Origin of the sequence: Mycolicibacterium sarraceniae, from assembly GCF_010731875.1 — a bacterium.
GTDB lineage: Bacteria > Actinomycetota > Actinomycetes > Mycobacteriales > Mycobacteriaceae > Mycobacterium > Mycobacterium sarraceniae.
Genome location: NZ_AP022595.1, coordinates 1,570,219 through 1,591,746 on the forward strand (window position 1 = coordinate 1,570,219; position 21,528 = coordinate 1,591,746).

General features: G+C 63.3%; 17 protein-coding genes and 5 pseudogenes. 13 read left to right on the forward strand and 9 right to left on the reverse strand.

Annotation, left to right across the window (positions count from 1 at the left end; translation table 11 throughout):
* Positions 1 to 797 precede the first annotated feature (797 nt).
* Complete coding sequence (locus G6N13_RS08000) at positions 798 to 1,082, forward strand: hypothetical protein (protein WP_163696027.1); 285 nt, start codon at positions 798 to 800, stop codon at positions 1,080 to 1,082.
* A 60-nt stretch (positions 1,083 to 1,142) separates the two neighbouring features.
* Here the strand turns inward: G6N13_RS08000 and G6N13_RS24295 are convergent, their stop codons facing one another.
* Entirely contained in the window at positions 1,143 to 1,931 is a 789-nt protein-coding gene (locus G6N13_RS24295; RefSeq protein ID WP_179965105.1) for a DUF6308 family protein, read from the reverse strand.
* 201 nt (positions 1,932 to 2,132) lie between these two features.
* Here G6N13_RS24295 and G6N13_RS24300 point away from each other — a divergent pair, with 201 nt between their 5' ends.
* The 5 genes from G6N13_RS24300 to G6N13_RS08025 all read left to right on the forward strand — a co-directional run bounded on the left by G6N13_RS24300 (position 2,133) and on the right by G6N13_RS08025 (position 7,774).
* Positions 2,133 to 2,327, forward strand: a complete 195-nt coding sequence (locus G6N13_RS24300) for a hypothetical protein (protein WP_179965106.1) — start codon at positions 2,133 to 2,135, stop codon at positions 2,325 to 2,327.
* A gap of 594 nt (positions 2,328 to 2,921) precedes the next feature.
* Positions 2,922 to 3,176: a hypothetical protein gene (locus G6N13_RS08010; protein WP_163696030.1), complete on the forward strand. Its 255-nt coding sequence runs from the start codon at positions 2,922 to 2,924 to the stop codon at positions 3,174 to 3,176.
* 292 nt (positions 3,177 to 3,468) lie between these two features.
* Positions 3,469 to 4,545, forward strand: a complete 1,077-nt coding sequence (locus G6N13_RS08015; RefSeq protein ID WP_163696032.1) for a hypothetical protein — start codon at positions 3,469 to 3,471, stop codon at positions 4,543 to 4,545.
* The gene (locus G6N13_RS08020; RefSeq protein WP_163696033.1) at positions 4,542 to 6,323 is read left to right on the forward strand and encodes a hypothetical protein; all 1,782 of its coding nucleotides are present in this window, start codon (positions 4,542 to 4,544) and stop codon (positions 6,321 to 6,323) included. Before G6N13_RS08015 ends, G6N13_RS08020 begins: the two co-directional genes overlap by 4 nt.
* Before the next feature lie 512 nt (positions 6,324 to 6,835).
* The gene (locus tag G6N13_RS08025) at positions 6,836 to 7,774 is read left to right on the forward strand and encodes an abortive infection family protein (RefSeq protein ID WP_163696035.1); all 939 of its coding nucleotides are present in this window, start codon (positions 6,836 to 6,838) and stop codon (positions 7,772 to 7,774) included.
* 325 nt (positions 7,775 to 8,099) lie between these two features.
* Here the strand turns inward: G6N13_RS08025 and G6N13_RS26125 are convergent, their stop codons facing one another.
* Together G6N13_RS26125 and G6N13_RS24955 are read right to left on the reverse strand one after the other, a co-directional pair.
* Positions 8,100 to 8,381, reverse strand: a complete 282-nt coding sequence (locus tag G6N13_RS26125; protein ID WP_407663911.1) for a DUF6338 family protein — start codon at positions 8,379 to 8,381, stop codon at positions 8,100 to 8,102.
* 73 nt (positions 8,382 to 8,454) lie between these two features.
* Positions 8,455 to 8,592, reverse strand: a pseudogene (locus tag G6N13_RS24955) (helix-turn-helix domain-containing protein); the annotation flags it as partial.
* Positions 8,593 to 8,711: 119 nt separating this feature from the next.
* On the opposite strand from G6N13_RS24955, the pseudogene G6N13_RS08035 reads away from it, so the two are divergent.
* Positions 8,712 to 10,113: pseudogene (locus G6N13_RS08035) on the forward strand (IS1380 family transposase).
* A 133-nt stretch (positions 10,114 to 10,246) separates the two neighbouring features.
* Here G6N13_RS08035 and G6N13_RS08040 read toward each other — a convergent pair.
* A pseudogene (locus tag G6N13_RS08040) lies at positions 10,247 to 10,687 on the reverse strand (recombinase family protein); the annotation flags it as partial.
* Between the two features lie 194 nt (positions 10,688 to 10,881).
* Positions 10,882 to 11,601 carry a type II toxin-antitoxin system VapC family toxin gene (locus tag G6N13_RS08045; protein ID WP_163696040.1) on the reverse strand — a complete coding sequence of 240 codons (720 nt, stop codon included), beginning with the start codon at positions 11,599 to 11,601 and terminating at the stop codon, positions 10,882 to 10,884.
* A gap of 97 nt (positions 11,602 to 11,698) precedes the next feature.
* Here G6N13_RS08045 and G6N13_RS08050 point away from each other — a divergent pair, with 97 nt between their 5' ends.
* Positions 11,699 to 12,670 carry a prenyltransferase/squalene oxidase repeat-containing protein gene (locus G6N13_RS08050; RefSeq protein WP_163696042.1) on the forward strand — a complete coding sequence of 324 codons (972 nt, stop codon included), beginning with the start codon at positions 11,699 to 11,701 and terminating at the stop codon, positions 12,668 to 12,670.
* A gap of 203 nt (positions 12,671 to 12,873) precedes the next feature.
* On the opposite strand, the gene acpM is transcribed toward G6N13_RS08050, so the two are convergent.
* Entirely contained in the window at positions 12,874 to 13,176 is a 303-nt protein-coding gene (acpM, locus tag G6N13_RS08055) for a meromycolate extension acyl carrier protein AcpM (protein WP_163696044.1), read from the reverse strand.
* A 26-nt stretch (positions 13,177 to 13,202) separates the two neighbouring features.
* Complete coding sequence (locus G6N13_RS08060; protein WP_163696046.1) at positions 13,203 to 14,579, reverse strand: FAD-dependent oxidoreductase; 1,377 nt, start codon at positions 14,577 to 14,579, stop codon at positions 13,203 to 13,205.
* A gap of 72 nt (positions 14,580 to 14,651) precedes the next feature.
* On the opposite strand from G6N13_RS08060, the gene G6N13_RS08065 reads away from it, so the two are divergent.
* From G6N13_RS08065 to istB, 3 genes and pseudogenes are all read left to right on the forward strand, one after another.
* Positions 14,652 to 15,290, forward strand: coding sequence for a TetR/AcrR family transcriptional regulator (locus tag G6N13_RS08065; protein WP_163696048.1), 639 nt, complete (start codon positions 14,652 to 14,654; stop codon positions 15,288 to 15,290).
* A gap of 72 nt (positions 15,291 to 15,362) precedes the next feature.
* Positions 15,363 to 16,982: an IS21 family transposase gene (gene istA, locus G6N13_RS08070; RefSeq protein ID WP_163696050.1), complete on the forward strand. Its 1,620-nt coding sequence runs from the start codon at positions 15,363 to 15,365 to the stop codon at positions 16,980 to 16,982.
* Between the two features lie 23 nt (positions 16,983 to 17,005).
* Positions 17,006 to 17,795: pseudogene (gene istB / locus G6N13_RS08075) on the forward strand (IS21-like element helper ATPase IstB).
* A gap of 92 nt (positions 17,796 to 17,887) precedes the next feature.
* Here the strand turns inward: istB and G6N13_RS08080 are convergent.
* Together G6N13_RS08080 and G6N13_RS08085 are read right to left on the reverse strand one after the other, a co-directional pair.
* Positions 17,888 to 18,112: pseudogene (locus G6N13_RS08080) on the reverse strand (recombinase family protein); the annotation flags it as partial.
* A gap of 155 nt (positions 18,113 to 18,267) precedes the next feature.
* The gene (locus G6N13_RS08085; protein WP_163696052.1) at positions 18,268 to 19,152 is read right to left on the reverse strand and encodes a LysR family transcriptional regulator; all 885 of its coding nucleotides are present in this window, start codon (positions 19,150 to 19,152) and stop codon (positions 18,268 to 18,270) included.
* Between the two features lie 88 nt (positions 19,153 to 19,240).
* Here G6N13_RS08085 and G6N13_RS08090 point away from each other — a divergent pair, with 88 nt between their 5' ends.
* The gene (locus G6N13_RS08090; RefSeq protein ID WP_163696054.1) at positions 19,241 to 20,776 is read left to right on the forward strand and encodes a malate:quinone oxidoreductase; all 1,536 of its coding nucleotides are present in this window, start codon (positions 19,241 to 19,243) and stop codon (positions 20,774 to 20,776) included.
* 164 nt (positions 20,777 to 20,940) lie between these two features.
* On the forward strand, positions 20,941 to 21,522 hold the full coding sequence (locus tag G6N13_RS08095) for a recombinase family protein (protein ID WP_235677965.1): 582 nt from the start codon (positions 20,941 to 20,943) through the stop codon (positions 21,520 to 21,522).
* The last annotated feature ends 6 nt before the right edge of the window (positions 21,523 to 21,528 follow it).

Below are 21,528 nucleotides of genomic sequence, written 5' to 3' on the forward strand. Positions count from 1 at the left end.
ATCTCCTCGCCACTCAAGGCCCCTTCCAGGACCCCTGGCGGGGCACCTGAACGGAGCGAACCTGAACAGCGCCCCAACCCCCACCGGACACGCCCCACGGGGTGGGGAATTACGTGACCGAGGGTGAGGAATTACGTGACGGACAACCCCTCAGACCTGGGGAATTACGTGACCGCTGACAGGCGCCAGCACGACGGCGCACTCGAACAGGAGTACGTCGACAGTTTGGCGGACGCCATGCGGTGGGCCTTTCACGATGCTGTACCCGGTCTTGAGCCCACTTGCGCTGGAATGGCCGACATCAACGCAACGGACTGACCAACGGCCGCGACACCAACGTCGCGTCACTCGACACAATCAAGCGCCGCTTCGATGGTCGCTATCTGGATCGCGGACGCCGTGCTCAACTCGGTCTTGGTCCGAGATCCAGCCGGGATCATTTGGCCCGTTGAATATTTCGGTTATGTCGGACCATGTCCGCCACTCGCGTGGCGCCGGAGACTCTTCAGACGCCATCGTCTCCACCTCCTCCTTCTGGCTCGGCCCGTGACTGCCTCCACCGACACCCCAGGGTAGCGGCGTCGGTCACGCGAGGCGGTCATTGCTATGTGCTACCGCTCTTAGGTAACCGGACGGGGATCGACCATCTCGATACGCCAAGCGGATTCGGAGAATCCCGCTGTGAGAGTGAAAGATACGAGGCGGATATTCAGATCGTGCCGTGTGCGCGGATGGTGAACAGCAGGTGTGCTGCTGCCGCCTCTCACGTGTCACCCCTGCGGGTGAGACTGACGCATGTGAGTGGCACCGAGCCGCAGTGGCGGCACATCTGCGAAGTGTGTGGGGTCGAGGAAATCCTGACCCCGGGCGACGCATTCGACCTCGGGTGGGACTATCCGCCGAGGATGGGCCAGTTCGGCGTGGTCGGACCCCGCTGTTGCCCTCATTGCCCCAACGTCAAAACGGCCTGGTGGGCTCTCGCGATCGACGGCTATACCGAGGACATGCTGACCGAAGCGCAGCGGGCGACGGTCAGCCGCATCGCCGGTGAGCCGCAATCCATTGCGGTGCTGAGTGATTAACTCGACGTAAGTCCGTGACGAGCACCGTCGGGGAGCGGAAAGGTATCCGGGGGCGTGCACCTACTGACCGTGCTGGGTCGCGGCCATCCAGAGCGCAACGTCTATGCGGCGGAGCAGGCTGACGTCGGCCGGTGCATCCGCGCAAACCTGGGCGACGGTCACGCGGCGCGACTCGTCGGACAGTTCGTCCCACATCGAGATCCAAAACCGCGAAGTGGGTGGCTGAAGTAGGTCTTTGACCTTGTTGTCGAGGATGGGGATCAGGCGTGGTCGTTTGGCGGCGAGCAGCTTGCCGGCGATGACCCAGTCGACGCCCGGCAGGGTGCGCAACAGTGTGTGAAGTTCTGCCGTCGGACCGTCCTGCAGTGTCTCCCGGGAAGCGTCCCAGATGTCGACTGAGCGCGGTATCCGCCGAAGCAACGCGTTGAACCGATCAGGTTCGCTGACAAGCAGTTTGGCTGCTGCCTCGGGGGGCACCTGGACGCTGAGTGCCTCGACCGCGACCAGGTCGGAGGCGTCAAATCGGTTGGGGTCGCCGACGGCGCCGAAATGTTCAAACCAGCGGCCGGTGAAACTCGTGAAGTAGCGGTCGTAGTCCTCGCCAATCTGCTTGGCGTTGGCTTCGAACCATTCGGCGAGGTCGAAAGCGAATCGGCGTTGCGGCGACAATGCTGGTTCTGGTGCCGCGACGGTGTCCGCCTCGGACTCGAGGACCGCGTTGGCGAATGCCTGCAAGAAGTTCGTCTGCTGGCCGCTGCCGGGGAACGGGACGCGGACAGAGCTCACGGGCAGTCCGGCCGCGGCCAGTGCCGCGTATGCCGCGTCGTAGACCGTTGCTTTGATGAGCACGATTCGCTCTGGGCTAAGCCTGTGGACTCGGTGTACCAGCTCAGGCACATACGAATTCAGCGGTGTGCTGTCGACAGGATCGGGTTTGAGATCGATGAGGAAGGTGCCCTGCTGTTGCAGCTGTGCGAGCAGTTCGGCCTTGTTTTCGCGGGTGGGTTCGACACCGAGTAGCGATCGGATGACGTGGCGAAACAGGGAGTCATGGGCGTTGACCTCGTGGAAGTAGAAATAGCGATCGGGGTCAGCCGGCGGAGCTTCAGCGATAAGCAGGAGCCGGATGCGGTCTGGCCGGTATCGCTCAGCGGCCTGCGCACGTCTGCTGCGCTGTTGTGCGACATCTGTATCGACGTCCCCGGAGTCCGTACTGTCGGGCAGGTGCTTCTCGGGTGTTTTTGATGTGGCGCTGCCCGCGTAATCCCGGCCGGAGCGGCTGGCGGGTCCGTGCTAGCGGCACCATTGGCGACCGGTTTTGTTCTTAACGTGAAGACCTTCGCGATAGCACTGGTCGTGATCGAAGGTGTTCTCGTCGGACTGGCTTCGGCCGCCGAGGTCAGGTCCCATGGACTCATGCTGCGCCATCACCGGCACTGGAAACCAGTCGGCTTCGCGTAGTGAGAGTGCGGCAGGCGCCTACGTTGCAAGGGCAGCTCAGCACCCCCAGGTTGAGGCCACTGCGCCAGCCGAATCCTTGAGCGTCGACTCCACATGAATCCGGTGTGCGCCGATTGTGAACCGGACATTGACGTGCTGCTCGCCGTTTGCCGCTGTCATATCGGGTTCACGTGGAGTGCGAACGTCGCCGAACGCAGGTGACCCACTTTGGTGTGATGTGTAGCACATTTGAGATGGTGTCGATTCGACGATGTTGCATTTCCCAACATTGCCGTGCGCCACGCTCCACCCGTCCATTGAGCCATAGAAGGCTGCCGGGCGGAGAGAATTTCCGCCAGCGGTAAACATTCGGTAGCCGAGGCGGCCGACACGCCTGGCGTGGCATTGACGCTGTTTGCTGGAGTCGGCCGTTATTTTCCCGGATATGAACCGGTACAGCGTCGGGACGTTCCCGTGACACCCCGCCAGGCGCCACGCCTGCAGCGAGTTCGGGTGGAGCTGAGGCTGTTCCCGGCGACGGCGGAGGCGCTGTATCAGCGCGCTGCGGAGTGGAACGTCTCGGTCTCTGAAGCAGGCAACCGTCTGATCGATGCCGGCCTGTCCAGCACAGCGGACATCGATGAGAAGTCCTGACAATAGGTAATTTTCGAGATCGTGCCGTCGGCCACCAACAAGCCACATTCACCAACGAGGCAAGTGAGGGAAAGGAGACAGACCCGAAAGCGACAACAGTGAACGCCCTCCACAGGAGGGTGTCGAGACCGTAAACGCAGACGAGGCCGGGGTTGCCGCCCCGGCCGTCGCGCGCGGCGCAGAGCCGCAACTTCAGTATCCAGATGTTCCCTTGAGGAGGAACTGTGCTTATTGCACCCCGTTTGCTCAACCATGTCAACAACACGCCCGGTGTGTCGCGGCGGTGGCCCTGATGGTGCGGAACCGCGCCATGGCGGCTGCATCCGCTAAAGATCCCGGACCTGGCACACCGGGCGTGCAGGAGGCGGTGCCGGACGTCCCCGTCGTCAAAGAGCCCGTCGAACGTCTGGTGCTCCCCACCTTGAAGCCCGAGATCGATCCGGAACGCTATGAGACGTTGGCGCGGATCACCACTCTGCGCGGTATCGACAAACGATTCGCGGTGTCGGCGATCGAGGCGGCCAGACGCTTGTGGTGCATGACCGCCGAGTCCACCGCGTACACCGACCACCACGCAGTTCGTGCCGTGGCGCGGTACCTCGCCCTCGACGCGGCCCGGTTGGGTGCCTTTTCGTACAAGGCGTCCCTGCGTCGCGCCAACGTCCAAGCTCACCTGAAGTATCTCGAGGTGCGCCGGGGAGACCGCGGGCTCCGCACGCTCATGGGTCAGCTCTACGCCGTCGGCCGTCTGGTCCATCCCGGGGAGTACCCGGCGCCGCAATCACTGGCTCAGCCACATCACTACCGAACACCTGCCGCAAGCCTGGGTCTGGTCGAGGAACTGTATGCCCTCGCTCCGATCCTGCCGACGGCGTTGTCGGGGCGATTGTTCACCGTGCTCGACTGCTGCCTGGGCGCCGGTGCCCGACCCGCCGATTTCAAAGAGCTCACGGGCAATTCGATCACCGAGTCCAGCTGGGACGGTGACACCGTTGCGGTCGTGCGCCTGCCCAACCTTGCTGGCGGCACACGCCTGGTTCCGGTGGGAGACGCAAAGGCCAGTGAGCGTCTGCTGACGTTGGCCGACTGCAAGAAATCCGAATACCTGCTGGGCTCCGCCAGCGGGCATGTTGAACGCAACGCGGTCAATCGTGTCGCCGAGAAGCTCCGCAAACGCGGCCTTCCTGGGGTAGACGCAGTAGCACTGCGAAATCGGTGGGTTCTCGACATGGCCGCCCGGATCCCGGCAGCTTTACTGCTCCAGCTCGCCGACGTCACCACCGCACAAATCCTGTCCGATCAACGCGACCAACTGCCCACCTTCGGCCTGCAACATGTCATCGCCCTGACCAAGGAGAACGTACTGTGATCAGCGACTTTCAGCCCGCATACCGGTTGTCGGACAACATGTTCCGCCAAGCCAAGATCATCATCCAACGATCCGGCGTGGCGCCGCTGATCGACAGCTATCACGAACCTGGCAGCGACCGACCACGCACTCGGCGGGGGGTCAACTACACCATCGACGCAGTATTGACCTGCGCACTGAGCCTGATCATGCTCGGGAGAACCCCCAGCTACAAAGCCATCCTCAACGCCATCGGCGACCTATCGGCGCGTCAACTCACCGAAGTCGGGATGTCCGGCCAGCACCTCTCCCGCCTGTTCGGGCCCCGAGAAGATCAAGACCGCGAGTATCACCGGTTCGAACGCTGGCTCACCCGCCGCCTGAGCCCTCTGGATTCACAACCCGATCAGCCCGCTCAGCGAATCACCAACGACGAGCACCGAGCCATCGTGAACAGCCGCACGCCACAACAACTGCAGGACTATGCGCAAGCCACCGAGCGGCTGCGCATCGTGATGAACAAAATCGTCGCTGGATCGATTCGCGACCCCCAACCCAAAGAAGCCCGCGGAGACATCGTCGCCGATGAAACGATCTACGACCTCGCCGGACCATCAGCAGGGCTGGGAGCCAAGGACCGTCTCCAACGAGGTGCCTGCTACTTCGGGTCTTACTACGCACGCGACGACAACCCCAAGGGGCCCTTCAGCGAAGACGCGAAAGGCACCGGCAAACGCGGATTCGGCGTCTGGGTGACCGTCGTCGTACGTGTCGGACCACCACACAGACTGCACGCCGTCGCACCGGTCATCCTCGCGATGGATGTCCACCAGCCGACCTCCGGCAGCCCCGTAGCCCTCGACACCTGCATCGAGCACATGAAGGCCAACGGCCTGGACACCAGACCGACCGGTCACGACAGCCACCCACGGGTCACTGTCGACATGGGCTATAACCCCAAACGCGAGTGGGTGCCCTTCCTGATCAAGCACCGTTACAGCCCTGTCGTCCGATTCCCCAGCCACTGGACCCTGACCGAACCGTCGGTGAACCCGCCCGGGTCATCGACAATCACGCCACCGGGGCCGATCCAGTTCGCCGGCTCCTTCTACTGCCCTGCAGCGCACGACCTCCTACGCAAGCACAGCGTTCCCAAGACCCGACAACTGCGCGAGAACGGCAAGTGGGCCGAGCACGATCGCCAGCTCGCCGCCGTGCTCCCGTTCCTGATGGGCACCAACTCGCGCCCCATCATCAACGGAAAACCCGGACGCCCACGCCTGGGCGAAGAACGTGAACTGCAGGTCAAAGCAGAACTGGTTTGCCCCGCCGTCCAGTTGCGCGTGCAATGCCCCCTGAAGCCAGCGTCCATGGATCGCGTCGCCTTCGGCACCCCGCTCGCGACACCGACCTGGCAAGCCCACGAGCGCACCTGCTGCCAGCAGTCCACGCTGCGGGTCACGCTGACCAAGCCTCAACTCCAGAAAGCCACCTGGGGAGGCCCGGTTGTCAGCACCTGGGAGCACGCCACTTATTTCGAAGCCGCGCGCAGCGCCACTGAACAACGCTTCTCGCTACTGAAGTCGCCCCACATCACCAACCTCACCCAGATGAAATCCGGGCCCAGGCGCGAACCCACAGTCAAAATCCTGCTGGCACTGGCCATCGCAGCGACCAACCACCAGATCCAGCAGACGCACTCCACCCGGAAACCGCGCGAAGAATCCATCGACATCCGAATGCGCCAACTGCGCAAGTACCTCGGATACGAACCAACAAGAACCCCACCGAGAACCTAAAGACCGCTCACCACGGAGCGGGCCGATGCGCTCAGGCATCGGCCCGCTCCTTGACGTCTGCACCGGCAAATAAACCTCTGGCAGAAATTTCCCGCCACAGGTAAACCGCGGCACAAGCCTCTGTACCGAGTCGCCCGGACCCGCCCTTTACGAGCGTGGCGCGGCCGACGATCAGACTCCGAGGCGACCTCAGGGCTCGCTCGCCGCCCGGGCCAGGGCTTGCCCGAACCGGCTCGAAACTCTCTGGATTTTTTCGAGATAATCTCTGGATGAACTCGCCAATTCACCCCGTTGAGCAGCGAAGATCAACCGCACACAATGAGGAGTTCTACGGACTCCGGGCACATAGGTCACGAACTCGAAAGAGGTCGTGACCTTTGTGTTGGTGGGTTAGTTGGGCCGCAGGTAAGACGTCAGGCGCCGTCGGGGACTTCGCCGCGCAGATCCCATAATCGTGGAAGTGCACCCAACCCACTCGGGGTCGGGTCCCGTCCTTGAGGAGTCGAAGGGGCGTGCCGACGAAGCTCATCACCGCAGTCACGCGCCGCAGGATCTTCGACACCATCACCCTGTCGAAGGTGTTGTGGGAGGGAAGGTTGGAAGAGCCCGACTTCTTGGCGCGCATTTACGACTTGGACGCTCTGCCGAGCACCGATTCGAGGTACAAGTCCGCTGTTGGTGATATCCGACAGCATCGCATCAATAACCCTGAAGACTGGCCCGACGACTGGGTGTTCGCCGATAGCCGCTTCGGGTTGCAGCACGGTGACGACGAACTCGTTCTGCGATTCCTCGCAGAGATGCTGCACCCGCTGGTGCGACCCGATGAAGAGGAGGCTGGCAGACTTCTCAACTTGTTCAACGAAGCCCTCGCCAGAGACGGGTACGAGCTATACCCAGCTGACTGGATCAGTGGCCATGCCGTCTACGGATGGTGCCGTCGCGACTCCTTTCACGGCGCAAGCCCGGACCTTCGGCTCAGCGAACGAGAACTCCTGACCGACCCGGTCGTGCTGGAAGAGCACCTTGTACGCATCCGTGACAATCTCAGCTCAGATCCAGCCGCTGCGATCTCGTCGTCAAAGAACCTAGTCGAGAGCTTGTTCAGGATCATTCTCGACCACTCTGGTGTGACGTACGGGCAGCGGGACGACATTCCTCAGCTCTATCGGTACGTCGCCGATCTGCTTGAGCTGAAGGCAGATTCGGTTCCGCAGAGTGCCAAAGGAAGTGAGTCTGCGCAACAGATCTTGCGCACGCTTGTTACCACAATCCAGTCGTTGGCGGAGCTGCGCAACGAGCTAGGAATCGGCCATGGGCAGTCCAAGCGGAGTGTGGCGCTTGCGAGGCACGCGCGATTGGCGCTCAATGCAACAGTCACCGTCGCAGAGTTTGTTCTCGATACTTGGCACGCGCGGGTAGTCGCTGGGCGTCTCAAACCTCTGGACTGAGCGTCTTTTATCGGGTCAGCAGCTCCCGATGCACGAACTCTCGGATGGGGCCAGTAGTCATAGGGCCACAGTTCAAGGGTGCGCCATCTCATATGACGCAAGCAGTCAGCTTTGCGAAGGTGGGTTGTTGGCCTGGTTTTGCGGCGGATTCGCCGGCTGAGGACGCGAAGGGGGCGGGTTGCGAAGACCCTGCGGACGGGTCAGCTCCGAGGAACTCTTGCCGGGTGTGTACCCGCCGTATCGCTCTTCGCGATTGCCGGTGCTGGGGCGTGGCTGACCAGTCTGACGCTGCGATCGCTCGGTCACTACGGCCTCTCCCTGCCTATTACAGTGCTTCGAACTCAGCGTACGCCACCTCTGACCAGCTAATAAGTACCGCGACGCCTCTCGGAACGGTGTCATCGTTCTCGTCGATCTCAAGAGACCCGTCGTCTCTCATTGCGAAGGTTTCTCGTAGATAGAGATCCTGGGCGTGAGGGAAGGCCGAGGCGTAGCTGTCGGGCAGGATGGAGCCGGCGTCCCCCGTGGCCCATTCACCGACAATGAGTGTTCCGTCCTTCAGCGTCAGGCGCAGAAGGCCGCCAAGACTTGATCGGCATACCGGGATTCGAGCTTTGCGACCTTGTGCATGAGCTCGATGCGAGGGTTATTACCTGGCGTTGACGGGGGCGGGCTCTCGTTCACGTGGCGCGCCCCTGGCTCAGGTATCGGTACGCGGTCGCACGCCCGATGCCGAATGCGGCGGCAAGCTCGTCGACCGGTTCGCCGGTGGCCGCCAGTCGGCACAGCTGTTCCTGGCGGGCGGCGCTGAGCTTAGCCTGAATCCACCGACGGGCGGTGGCGTTAGCCGAGTGTCGGAATGAAGAAAGTGCCCTCTGAACTGGGATGATTGGTGTTCTCAAGCAGCAATCGGGTCCAGTTCGGAAAGGCACTTCGAGTGCAAGTTTCGCATAGGTTCGCCGCGGAGTCAGCGGTGTTCGACGATGACAATCTCGTGTCGTGCGCCGGACTTGTGCCGGTCATGACGTTGGCCGAGCAGACCGGGCTGGGCAGGTTGTTTGATGAGAAGGTCCGCATCATGGCGCCCCGGATCACGTCCGGGTCGGCGAACCCCGCCCCGAAACTGGCCACCGTGGTGGCGGGCATGTGCGCGGGCGCGGACTGCATCGACGACCTCGACGTGGTCCGGTCGGGCGGTATGAAGACCCTCTTCGGCGGGGTGTACGCACCGTCGACGGTCGGAACGTTGTTGCGGGAGTTCACCTTCGGGCACGCCCGCCAGTTGGAATCGGTGCTACGCGAGCACCTGGTGGCATTGTGTCAGCGGGTCGAGTTGCTACCCGGCGCCGATCAGCAGGTGTTCATCGACATCGACTCGCTGCTACGCCCGGTCTACGGGCACGCCAAACAAGGCGCCTCCTACGGGCACACCAAGATCGCCGGCAAGCAGATCCTGCGCAAGGGACTGTCCCCGCTGGCCACCACGATCAGCACCGCGGGTGCTGCGCCGGTGATCGCCGGGATGCGGCTCCGCGCCGGGCGGGCCAACTCCAGTAAGGGGGCCGGGCGGATGGTCGCCCAGGCGATCGGCACCGCCCGCGCCGCGGGAGCCAGCGGGCAGATTCTGGTGCGCGGGGATTCGGCCTACGGCTCGCGCGCGGTGATTACCGCCTGCGTGCGCCATGGTGCGCGGTTCTCGATGGTGATGACCCGCAATCCCGCCATCGAACGCGCGCTCGCCGGGATCGACGAGACGGCGTGGACGCCAGTGCGTTATCCCGGCGCCGTCCAAGACCCCGACACCGGTACCTGGATCTCTGATGCCGAGGTCGCCGAAATCGACTACACCGCCTTCGCATCCACCCCGATCGCATCACGGCCCGATTGGTGGTCCGCCGCGTCAAGGACGCCCGTTTCCGTGACACGCTGTTCCCGGTGTGGCGGTATCACCCGTTTTCACCAACACCGACCTGCCCGTCGATCAGGCCGACATCACCCACCGCCAGCACGCGATCATCGAGACCGTATTCGCCGATCTCATCGACGGACCGCTGGCGCATCTGCCCTCGGGCCGGTTCGGCGCGAACTCGGCCTGGATCTTGTGCTCGGCGATTGCCCACAACCTGCTGCGCGCGGCCGGTGTCCTAGCCGGAGAGCGGCACACCCGAGCACGCGGATCGACACTGCGACGCACCATCGTCAATGTTCCCGCCCGACTGGCCCGTCCCCAGCGCCGCCCGATCCTGCACCTACCCTCCCACTGGCCGTGGTCCAGGTCCTGGCTTGCACTGTGGCACAACACCATCGGACACAGCCCACCACTACCTGCGACAACCTGACCAACCGCCGAAAGGCCCGACCGGAACACACAGGAAAAGCTGGACAGACCAGCAACTACCTCACGCCCACACCCGGAAGACCGACGCCAACGAAGATCAACCCTACTCACCACCACCCGTCGGTGGATTCAGGCTTAGGTGGCTTGGTGGCTGGCAGGCTGCGCGAGCGGCGGGCTTCACGGGATGCGGCGCGGCGTTCACGGCCGAGTTCGAGTTCCAGTTCAGCCAGGGTGGCCATGATGGCTGCGACGGCACGGCCGGTGGGGGTGGCGGTGTCGATCCCCTCGCGGAGGGCGCGCAGCACGATTTCTCGCTTGTCGAGGTCGGCGATCGTGCGAGTGACTTCGGCAGCGGAGCGCCCGAGGCGGTCAATGGCGGCCACCACAACGGTGTCGCCGGTCCGGGCGTATTCGAGCAGCGCAGCGAGACCGGGGCGGGCGGTGCCGACCGCGCCAGAGAGTTCGTCGGTGAAAACTCGCTCGTCGTCGACGCCGGCGGCTGCGAGGGCGGCTTGTTGGGCGGTGAGGTCCTGGCCGGTAGTACTGATCCGGGCGTAGCCGAGGGTGGCTGTCATTCGTCGAATGTCTCACCTGGCAGTGACAAGGCAGATGCGAGACACGCGGTGTGAGACGAGATATGAGACAACGCCACCTGGGCCGATGCGACTGGGGAGGCTTCTCCTGAGCCTGTCTCTTTTCTCTACATGCGAGACGGGCGGCAGTCTTGTAGGAATCGAACAACTCGCCCGCGGCGCCGCCGACTGAGGGTCTAGGACCGCAGGATGTCGGCGGGTGACGCGGTCGTGACGAAAGCTTGCGCGGCCAAGGCGAGATCGTCGTCGGCAGTGACCAGCGCGTCGGCCTGCAGTTGCGTGAGTGCGATGTATTCCGCCTGGTACGTGTTTGGCAAGTTCAGCTTGGCCGCGATCTGCCAGGCGTGGTCCTGCATCGATCGGTCGCCGAGGAGCCGTATCCGCAACCCGCAGATATCGTCGAGAATCTTCCGGCCCGTTCGTTTGTCGATATCGCCGCGGCGCACCGATTCATACACCAGGGCCAAGACTTGCGAGCGCAACAGCGTCGGAGCCGTCAAGCTGTGCTGCGGTGGAATGGTCACACCGCCAACGACAAGGTCGATGGCCACCTGCGCATCGATCACGAACGTGGTCATCGCCGTACCTTCGCATGGACTACTGACGTCGTGGCTGCCGACGTGCAGGCCTACCCGAACGGCATCGCCGTCGTCGATGCCTTCGGGGCGCCGCAGAGCCACTTTCAGCGGCACCAAATACACGCCGTCTTTCGGGATCAGTGATGTGGTCACCTCGGTGGCTCCGATGCGTACCTGCGCCGGAATGACTCCCCAGCCGTAGGTCAGCTCGCTGTGGTGCGCGTGCAGGAAGTCGTTGACCTGCGGGGGTGTGGCGACGAAGAAGTACGGTGCAGGGCCGCGCCACTGGAACACCTCGGCCTCAAACGCCCAGTCCACGGCCTCAGGGTAAGGCTGTGAGGACACCCGCGCACTCGATACCGCGGGTCACCAAGGCGACGGAAAGCGTCGTATGCCTCCCTTAGAATCCGCTGCCATGACATCCGAGGCCCCGATCGAGTGGCTACGGGACTCCGATCCGGCCCTACGTTGGCAGGTAGAACGCGACGTGTTACACGAACCTGCCGAAGTCTGGGAAGCGACACGTGCACGCGTCGCTGCCGAAGGATGGGGTAAGCAGCTTCTCGCACAACAAGATTCGGACGGGCAATGGGCAGGAGGTGCGTTCTTCCCAGCGGATTACGACTTCGACGGGCCCGAGGCCGAAGGCGACGGCATGCCCTGGACGGCAACAACGTGGACGCTCAATTCACTGCGTGAGTGGGGCCTCAATCCTGCCGTCCTGCGCGAGCGCTGCACCGCCGACTTGCTCGCTGAGAACAGCCGCTGGGAATACGAGAATCTGCCCTATTGGAGCGGTGAAGTTGACTGTTGCATCAACGCCTGGACCCTCGCCAACGGTGCCTGGCTTGGCGTCGACGTCACCGGACTCATCGACTGGTTTCTCGAGCACCGACTGCCCGACGGCGGCTGGAACTGCGACTGGGTCGAAGGCTCCACCCGCTCGTCGTTTCATTCGACGCTCAACTCGCTAAAGGGACTACTCGCCAACGACACTGCAACCGGGGGTACCGACACCACCCGTGAAGCGCGTCAGGCCGGTTCGGAATATCTGTTGCAGCGCAACCTTTGGCGTCGGCTCTCGACCGGTGAACGGGTCGGCCCCTGGGTGGACCGATTCGCCTACCCCTTCCGCTGGACCTACAGCGCTCTCAACGCCGCAGATCACTTCCGCGAGGCCGCACTGTTCGATGGCGTCAAGCCGGACTCTCGTATGAGCGAGGCCATCGAAATGATCAGAGCTGCCAGGCAACCCGACGGCACCTGGCTACAGGCGGGGCGCCAGCCTGGACGAGTGTGGTTCGAAACAGATGCACCTCCAGGTGCACCATCGAAGTGGCTGACCCTGATTGGAACAAGAGTGCTCGACTGGTGGGACAACGCATAAGCGCAAACGTGACTGCTGCACCAACTTGGTCACCCCTGGGCCGGCCCGAACCTGAGACAGAATCTGAGTCGTCTCGAATCTCTAGAAACGAGACACTGATTTTGGGCGTCAATCAGGGAGCCGTTTGTTCGCGAATCTCGACGACGGTCCTCTTTGATGTCTGGTGATGTTCGTGAAGGCTGACGTCTCCCCGTGATGGTGTCTCATTCGGCTCGCTTGTCGAACTGAGCGCGGATCGCTTCAGCGGCTTCGGGATTGTCTTCGGCGAGCTGTTGTAGATACGCGACGACGTCGCCGACGGTGCGCAGGCTTGCGAGGTCTTCGTCGGGGATCTTCACTCCGTATTTGTCCTCGGTCTGGACGGCGATCTCGACCATTGATAGCGAGTCGATGTCCAGGTCGTCGACGAAGGATTTTTCGATGGTGACTTCGGCTGGTTCGATGCCGGTGACTTCTTCGATGATTTCGGCGATGCCGGCGATGAGTTCTTCTTGGGTGATGGCCACGGGGGTCCTTTCGGTTGGTTGGCGGGTCAGTGGTGGTAGGCGGGGGCTCCACGACGTCCGGTGAGGCTGCTCCTGATGTGGTGCGCTGCGACGTGTGTGAGGAAGCCGGGTGCGACGAGGCATTGAGGTGGGTCGATGAAGTTGGCGACGCGCATGAGGCGTTCGGTGACGACCATGTCGTCGGTCGCGGCTTCGAGGATTTTGCGGCGGGTCCATGCGATCGCGCGGCCGGAGAGCGGCGAAGAGGATGTGTTGTCACGGCCGGATGGCGGTTGTGCGTTTGAGGCCCAGACGGGTTTGGTGATCCCAGCGATCGCTGCGTAGAAGGCTTGCGGGTCAATCTGATTGGTGCGACGTATTTGATCCCGCAGTGTGGTGGCGTGCAGGGTGGCCATCGTCATGCCTTGACCGTTGATGGGGTCCAGGCTGCAAAGTGCGTCGCCGAGAACAAGAAGACCTTCCGGGAGGTGTGCCAGCCGGTCGTAGCGCCGCCACGTTCCTCCGGGATAGCGGTATGCCTGCACCTCGGTCACGGGGTTCGCACCGTGAAGGGCCGGTCGGATGTGTGGCGGGATGAAGTCCTGTGCAAGGGTCAGCATGTCGGCGAAATCGGCTGGCGTATGGGTGAGGTCGCCAGCTCGGCCAGCAATCGTCAACGTCCATGTGTTGTCCTCGCATGCCATGAGGCCGCCGCGCTGGGCCTTGCCCTCGGGCAGGACGAGTACGAGACGTTCCAGAAAATTGTCCTGGTCCGGGATCTCGATCTGCTGGCTGTAGTAGAGACCGTCGGCGGTGAAGGTCCGCTCGGCGGGGCGTGGGAAGCCGAGCCGATCCAAGAGCAGCGGTGTGCGGGTGGCGCGGCCGGTGGCGTCGACCACCAGATCCGCGCAAAGCGTGTCGAAGCTGGTCGAGTCGCGGGCGCTGACGGTGACACCGGTGATGCGGTGTGGTTGGGAGCTGACGAGTTCGCCGACGTCGTGACCGTCGAGGAACGCGACGTTCGACAGGGCCTGGACGCGTCGTCGAAGGTGGAACTCCAGAAACGGTCGGCTGGCCAGGTAAGTGGTTAAGGCCGCGGGGTCCGCGGCCGAGTCGGTCCGGTTGAAGGTGTAGCGGCCGATGCGGCTGTAGATCCTGCGCATGTCGGGGTCGTCGAGGACCAGCGCACCCGCCTCAACGAGTTCGGCAAGAAACCCGGGGTGGAGTTCCTCCATGATCTGGGAGCCGCGGCTGAGCAGGCTGTGCAAATGGCGCCCCTGCGGCACTCCTCGTCGATCAACGGGGTTGTCGGGCAACTGGTCTCGCTCCACCACCGTCACTAGTGCGTAGTGCTCGGCGAGCACCGTGGCGGCGATGAGACCGGCGATGCCCGCGCCGAGGACCACGGCGTGATCGTCGTTCAAGTCAGCTCCTCGGATCGGGTTATCGACGTTCCGTCGTTGACATACTCACAGTCGGTATACGACCGTAGGTCGATGAGTATGATCGGGATGGTGAGCGACGTCAAGATCAGTCGGCGTGAGCGGTATGCCGCGCAAACATGTGAAGCCGTCCTCGGTTCCGCGAAGACGTTGTTCGTATCGAAGGGGTTCGACGCGACCTCCGTGGACGAGATCGCGGACCTCGCGCAGGCGAGCAAAGGCGCGGTCTACCACCACTTTCGCGATAAGCAGGCGATCTTTGCCGAGCTTTTCCGTGCCAGCCAGGAAGCGGTGACAGCCAAGGTCATCGAGGCGATGCCGAGCGCGACCGAAGAACCGTGGACAAAAGTGCAGGCCGCGGTTCGTCTATTCCTGCACGGCTACGTCGCTGACCAAGATGCCCGCGCCCTCCTTCGGCAGGTGGTCAGCGTCCTCGGGTGGAACCGCGTACGTGAACTCAACGAACAACAGACGCTGCCCTTCCTGCGAGCGACCCTGGAGGGCTTCATCGCCAACGGCTACGTCCGCCCAGTGCCCATCGAGGCCACAGTCGAACTCTTCTTCAGCATGTTCTACAACGCAGTTCTGTTCATCACCGACGCTGACGACCCGGACACAGCGTCCGATGAGGTCGAGACGGTTATTTTGTTGGCACTCGAAGGACTCCGACCCATGGCGAAGGCGTCCGCGTAGATCTCCAGCTGCACAGAAGTCGAGGCGCAGCTTGCACCCCTTCGATACGGCACGACACGGCAAGGGATTGCGATGAGTGCGGGATCTCGGGTCGAGCTGTATGCGGCAATTCGCCGCGACGCCCGCGCGGGCATGTCGGGCCGGGAACTTCAACGCCGACACGGGGTGGGCTGGCGCACCGTGCAAGCTGCACTGGCATCGGCGTGGCCGGCGCAGAGGGCGCCCTATCCGCCACGGGCGTCCAAGCTCGATCCCTTCAAGCCTGTCATTGACCAGATTTTGGTCGTCGACCTCGACACGCCGCGCAAGCAGCGCCACACGATCACCCGCATCTTCAACAGACTGTGCGCCGAGCACGGCATGACCGATGTCTCCTACCCGGTGGTCCGGGCCTACGTCGCCCAGCGGCGTCCGGAGATCCGCACCGAACACGGCCGCACCGAGTCTGCGGCCTTCGTCCCCCAAACCCATTTGCCGGGCCGTGAAGCGGAAGTCGATTTCGGGGAGATCAGCGTCCGACTGCGCGGTGAGCTGGTCACGCTGCACCTGTTCTCCCTGCGAATGTCGTATTCGGGCAAAGCGGTTCACCGAGTGTCCGCGACGGGTGGCCAGGAGGCGTTCTTCGAAGGGCACGTTCATGCCTTCAAGGTTCTTGGCGGAGTGCCCGCTGGCCGGATCCGCTACGACAATCTCAAGGCTGCCGTCGCCCAAGTGATCGGCTTCTCCCGCCAGCGCGTCGAGACCGACCGCTGGGTCGCGTTCCGCTCACACTTCAACGTCGACGCGTTCTACTGCCAACCCGGAATTAGCGGTGCCCATGAGAAGGGTGGCGTGGAAGGCGACATTGGTCGCTTCCGGCGCAATCACCTGGTGCCCGTTCCCGAGGTCGACTCACTGCGCGAACTGAACGAATTCATCGATGACTATGACCGCGCGGATGACGATCGCCGCATCGGGCATCGCGTGCACACCGTCGGCGAGGCCTTCGCCGCCGAACGTCAACTCCTCAAACCGCTGCCTGTGGAGCCGTTCGAGACCGGGCTCTGGATGACACCGCGAGTGGATCGCTTCGCACAGATCACCGTGCGTTCCAACCGATGCTCCGTCCCCTCCAGATTCATCGGCCGCCAAGTCCGTGTGCTGCTTCACGCCTCCGATCTCGCCGTCTACGACGGGCGCACACCGGTGGCCTCGCACGAACGCCTGCTCACCAAGGGCGCCTGCCGACTCGAACTCGACCACTACCTCGAAGCACTCATCCGCAAGCCCGGCGCGCTACCAGGGGCGACAGCACTCGAACAAGCCCGCGCCGCAGGGGCATTCACCACCGTTCACGACGCCTGGTGGGCGGCAGCCTGCAAGGCCCACGGAGACGCTGATGGCACCAGAGCCCTCGTCGAGGTCTTACTTCTGCATCGCCACACCCCACACGAGCACGTCATCGCGGGTATCACCGCCGCTCTACGGGCCGGGGCGCTGACCGCCGATGCCGTCGCACTGGAAGCTCGCCGAGCTGCTGAACCAATCGACAGCGCCGTGCCCGAGGCAGATGGTCACACTGCGATCCTCACGCCAGACGCCGCAGTCGTCGCTTCGTTGACGCATCGTCGGCTCACGCATCTACCCGCTGACACCAGGCCACCACCCACGGTGACGGCCTATGACCAGCTGCTGCGGCAGACCACCTCGTAGGCCAACCAGGAAAGGCACGATCTATGAGCGCAGGACGTGGACTGACCGAGCAAGCAGCCGATGCCGCCATCGACCAGGCCTGCCGGATGCTGCGGCTGCCCACCGTCCGTCAGCACTTTCCTGAAACCGCCGATGACGCCGCCCGCCATCAACAGTCCTATCGCGCATTCCTCGCCGAATTGCTGATGGCTGAATGCGACGACCGCGCCCGCCGTCGATCTGAACGTCGCATCCGAGCAGCAGCGTTTCCCCGCGAGAAGTCGCTACGCGCTTTCGATTACGCCGCCAACCCCAATCTCGACCCCGCCGTCATCAACACCCTGGCTACTTGCGACTGGGTTCGCAAAGGACAACCTCTGTGCCTCATCGGCGACAGCGGAACCGGCAAGAGTCACCTACTCATCGCTCTGGGCACCGAAGCAGCAATGGCGGGTTTCCGCGTCAAGTACACCCTGGCCGCCAAGCTCGTCAACGAACTCGTCGAAGCCGCTGACGAGATGACCCTGACCAAGACAATCGCCCGCTACGGCCGCGTTGACCTGCTCTGCATCGACGAACTGGGCTACATGGCGTTGGACAAAACGCGGCGCCGAACTGCTCTTCCAAGTCCTCACCGAGCGCGAAGAGAAGGCCTCCGTAGCCATCGCGAGCAACGAAGCCTTCAGCGGTTGGACCAAGACCTTCACCGACCCACGCCTCTGCGCTGCAATCGTGGACCGCCTCACCTTTAGCGGCAACATCATCGAAACCGGCACCGACTCCTACCGACTCGCTCACACGTTGCGCAGCCGCGGAGACCGCCCCGACAAGTGACTTCAGCATTGACGAACACCACATGCTTGCTAACGCCCAAACTGACGCCGGAATTCATGAACACCGCCGATTCCGCGGCGAAGCTATGCGACGACCGAACGGCCAAGCCGGTCAACGGCCGCCACGACAACCGTGTCCCCAGGTCGGGCGTAGTCGAGCATCGCAGTGAGTCCAGGGCGTTCCGTTCCGGCCGACCCCGAGAGATTGTCGGTGAAAATCCGGCCCTTATCGGCACCAGCGGCCGCGAGCACGGCAATTTGCGCGTCGAGGTCCTGGCCGGTGGTGCTGACTCGGGCGTAGCCCAGGATCGCCGTCATGCGATGACTGTCTCACTCACCCCCGACAATCCAGATCTGAGGCACGCGCAATGAGACAAGACCTCCGATCACGCTAAGAGTCAACTACTACGTGGGTTTGGCGTAACCCCGCCCCGCCGGCGTCGCTGATGGTCGGTGAGGAGGTCGCGTTGGGCCTATAAGAAATGTTGCAGTAGGTAGTCGTTCAGGCGGCGGGTGGGAGCGGCTTGGGTCGTGGTGCCCCATGCCAGGGCGATGGGGCGGTAGTAGCGGTCGCCGGTGAGGGGTATCTCGGTGATTCCGGGAGGTGTGCGGTCGTCGTGGGGTAACAAGGCGATGCCCAGCCCGCGGTCAATCAGTTCGCGGATGGTGCCGAACTCGGTGACCTCGATGGCGATATTGGGAGTGAATCCAGCTTCGGCGCACCAGGTTTCAGTGAGTTGTCGCAGGTTGTAGGTGGGCGGGTTGGCGATGAATGTCTCGTCGGCTAGGTCTGTGAGTCGAAGTCGCGGCGCGGCGGCGAGGCGATGGCGTGTTGGTACTTCTACGTGGATCTGCTGAGTGCCGATCGTGGTGTGGTGCAGTCGATCGGGGGTGGGAATCACGACGGCCAGATCTAGGTGGCCGTTGAGCAGGTCGTCGCCGAGTTCGGTGCCGTGGGATTGCTTGAGTAGCACTCGAATGCCGGGGTACTGCAGGCGGAAATCGGCTAGCAGGTCGGGGAGCTGCCCCGATCCCATAGTCAGGGGGAAGCCGAACCGAACGGTGCCGTGATCCGGATCGGCGCCTTCGGTCACCTCAGTCAGTTTGTCGTCCAGCTCGTCGAGCGGCCCGCGCACACATGCGGCCAGGCGTTGGGCATCGGGTGTGAGGCGGACTGTTCTGCCGTCATGAATGAGTAGCGGCACCCGCAGGGTGGTCTGCAACGCGTGAATACGTCGGCTCATTGATGACTGCGGAATGTCCAATGCCGCGGCTGCCTGGGTCATGTGTCCGTCGTGGGCGGCCAAGGCGACCAGTGCCCGCAATTGCGGCGCGAGGTGCACCGTCCATTGATCCATGATCGGATCGTACTGCTCCGATCATTCATTGGACGGAACGAACGATATGGCGGGATGGTGAACCTGGCTATAGCTATCGACTGACTTGATGAAGGGCACCGCTGACGTGACCACATCCTCGAACACCCCCAACCGGCGCCATGACGAGGTGGCCGACGTCGTGTTGATTGGCGGCGGCATCATGAGCGCGACACTAGGATCACTGCTCTCGGTGCTGGAACCCCAGTGGCGGATCGTGGTGTTGGAGAGGGCTGACGCCCTGGCCGCCGAGAGCAGTCACCCCTGGAACAATGCCGGTACCGGGCACAGCGGGTTCTGCGAACTCAACTACATGCCCGACCCCGCCGATGGCGCGAAGCCAGCAGAGATCGCACAGCAGTTCCACCTCAGCCGGCAGTGGTGGTCCCACCTGGCCAACATCGGTCTGCTGGATCCGGACACATTCGTCCACACCGCCGCGCACATGGACGTGGTCTTCGGAGACCGCGACGTCGAATACCTGCGCCGCCGATACGAAACCCTCAGCGCTGAACCGATGTTCGTCGGAATGGAGTTCAGCCAGGATCCCGCCACCATCGGGAAGTGGGCCCCGTTGGTGATGGGCGGACGCGACCCGGGCGAACCCGTCGCTGCCACCCGCCACCCCAATGGGACCGACATCGACTTCGGGGCTCTGACCCGCGGGCTGACACACATGATCACCACCGCAGGCGGAGACATCCGACTCGGCCACGACGTTCGCGTCCTCGAACAGGCCCGCGACGGTTCATGGGCGGTGAGCGGTCGACACCACGACGGCGACTTCACCGTCCGTGGACACCGAGTGTTCGTCGGCGCCGGTGGACACGCACTGCGACTGCTGCAACGCGCCAACCTTCCCGAGGTACGCGGGTATGCGGTACTGCCCGTCGGCGCGGCATTCCTGCGATGCTCAGATCCCGCCGTGGTCAACCAGCACGGGATCAAAGCCTATGGGCGGGCCGAGGTGGGGGCTCCCCCCATGTCGGTGCCCCACCTCGATAAACGCGTCGTCGATGGGACCTCGCATCTCCTGTTCGGGCCATACGCCACATTTAGCACCAAACTCCTCAAATACGGCCGGTGGACCGACTTCTTCACCACCGTGCGCTGGCACAACGTGCACGTCATCACCGCAGCCGCCGTCCAGAACGTGGCACTGATCAGGTACCTGATCACCCAGCTCATTGCCCGACCACGACAGAAGTTCGCCCAACTGCGCCGCTTCTATCCCCTCGCGGACTTGAGTCAATGGGAACTCGTCGCCGCCGGTCAACGTGCGCAACTGATCACCCCCGACCGGCGTCGAATCGGTGTGATCCAGCAGGGCACCGAACTCGTCGTCAGCGCAGACGGGACCATTGCCGGATTGCTCGGCGCATCCCCAGGCGCTTCCACAGCAGTGCCGATCATGCTGGAGTTCCTCCAGCGCTGCTTCCCCCAGCGTTGGCACACCTCATGGCATGCCGACCTAATCAAAGCCATCCCCGGCGTCGGTCACATCGACTGGGACACCGCCGCGGTTGCCAGCACCACGCGGGCGACCTCCTACGCTCTGCATCTAATCGACAACAGCCGTACCGACACTGATCTGAACGTCAGATGAGGGTGCGCGATCTGGGGTCTATCGCAATGGACCAATTGCGACAGACCCACCACGGTCGTGAAGCCGTGAGCGTATTTCCGCTGGTGCGCGGGCTATCGAAACCTACATCGAAAACACGCTCACACAACATCTCGCGCGGGACGGGATTCGATAGAGTCCGGCCGGTGGCCAAGATCGGATACGCGCGGGTATCGACCGCAGACCAGAACGCGCAGCTGCAACTCGACGCCCTAGGCGGGGCCGGCTGTTTGAAGATCTACACCGACCACGCCAGCGGAACCAAGGCCGATCGCCCGCAGTGGAATGCCTGCCTTAATGATTTACGCGCAGGGGACACCCTGGTCGTCTGGCGTATCGACCGTCTCGGGCGCAGCCTGCGCGACCTCGTCGACATCGTCACCAACCTGCAGACCCGCGGCGTGGGGGTCCAGTCACTGTGCAACGGCCTGGTCGACACCACCACCGCCCACGGCGCCCTGGTGTTCGGCATGTTCGCCCTCATGGCCGAGTACGAGGCCGCGCTCATCCGGGAACGCACCCAGGCCGGTCTGGCTGCGGCGCGGGCCCGCGGGCGCCGGGGTGGGCGCACCCCGAAGATGACGCCGGCCCTGATCAACAAGGCTCAGCGGATGTATGACTCAGGCCAGTTCGTTATGGCCGAGATCGCCGCGTCGTGGTCGGTCACGCCCATGACGATCTACCGGCACATCCGCACCGACCAGTCTCAATTACCTGCTGCGCAATAGCTTTGA

Excerpts from the sequence above, each read along its gene's own strand:
- G6N13_RS24300 (WP_179965106.1), top strand. The coding sequence starts at position 2,133 with ATGGGCGTTGACCTCGTGGAAGTAGAAATAGCGATCGGGGTCAGCCGG.
- G6N13_RS08015 (WP_163696032.1), top strand. The coding sequence starts at position 3,469 with ATGGTGCGGAACCGCGCCATGGCGGCTGCATCCGCTAAAGATCCCGGA.
- G6N13_RS08050 (WP_163696042.1), top strand. The coding sequence starts at position 11,699 with ATGACATCCGAGGCCCCGATCGAGTGGCTACGGGACTCCGATCCGGCC.
- G6N13_RS08065 (WP_163696048.1), top strand. The coding sequence starts at position 14,652 with ATGAGTATGATCGGGATGGTGAGCGACGTCAAGATCAGTCGGCGTGAG.
- istA (WP_163696050.1), top strand. The coding sequence starts at position 15,363 with ATGAGTGCGGGATCTCGGGTCGAGCTGTATGCGGCAATTCGCCGCGAC.
- G6N13_RS08085 (WP_163696052.1), bottom strand. The coding sequence starts at position 19,152 with ATGGATCAATGGACGGTGCACCTCGCGCCGCAATTGCGGGCACTGGTC.
- G6N13_RS08090 (WP_163696054.1), top strand. The coding sequence starts at position 19,241 with ATGAAGGGCACCGCTGACGTGACCACATCCTCGAACACCCCCAACCGG.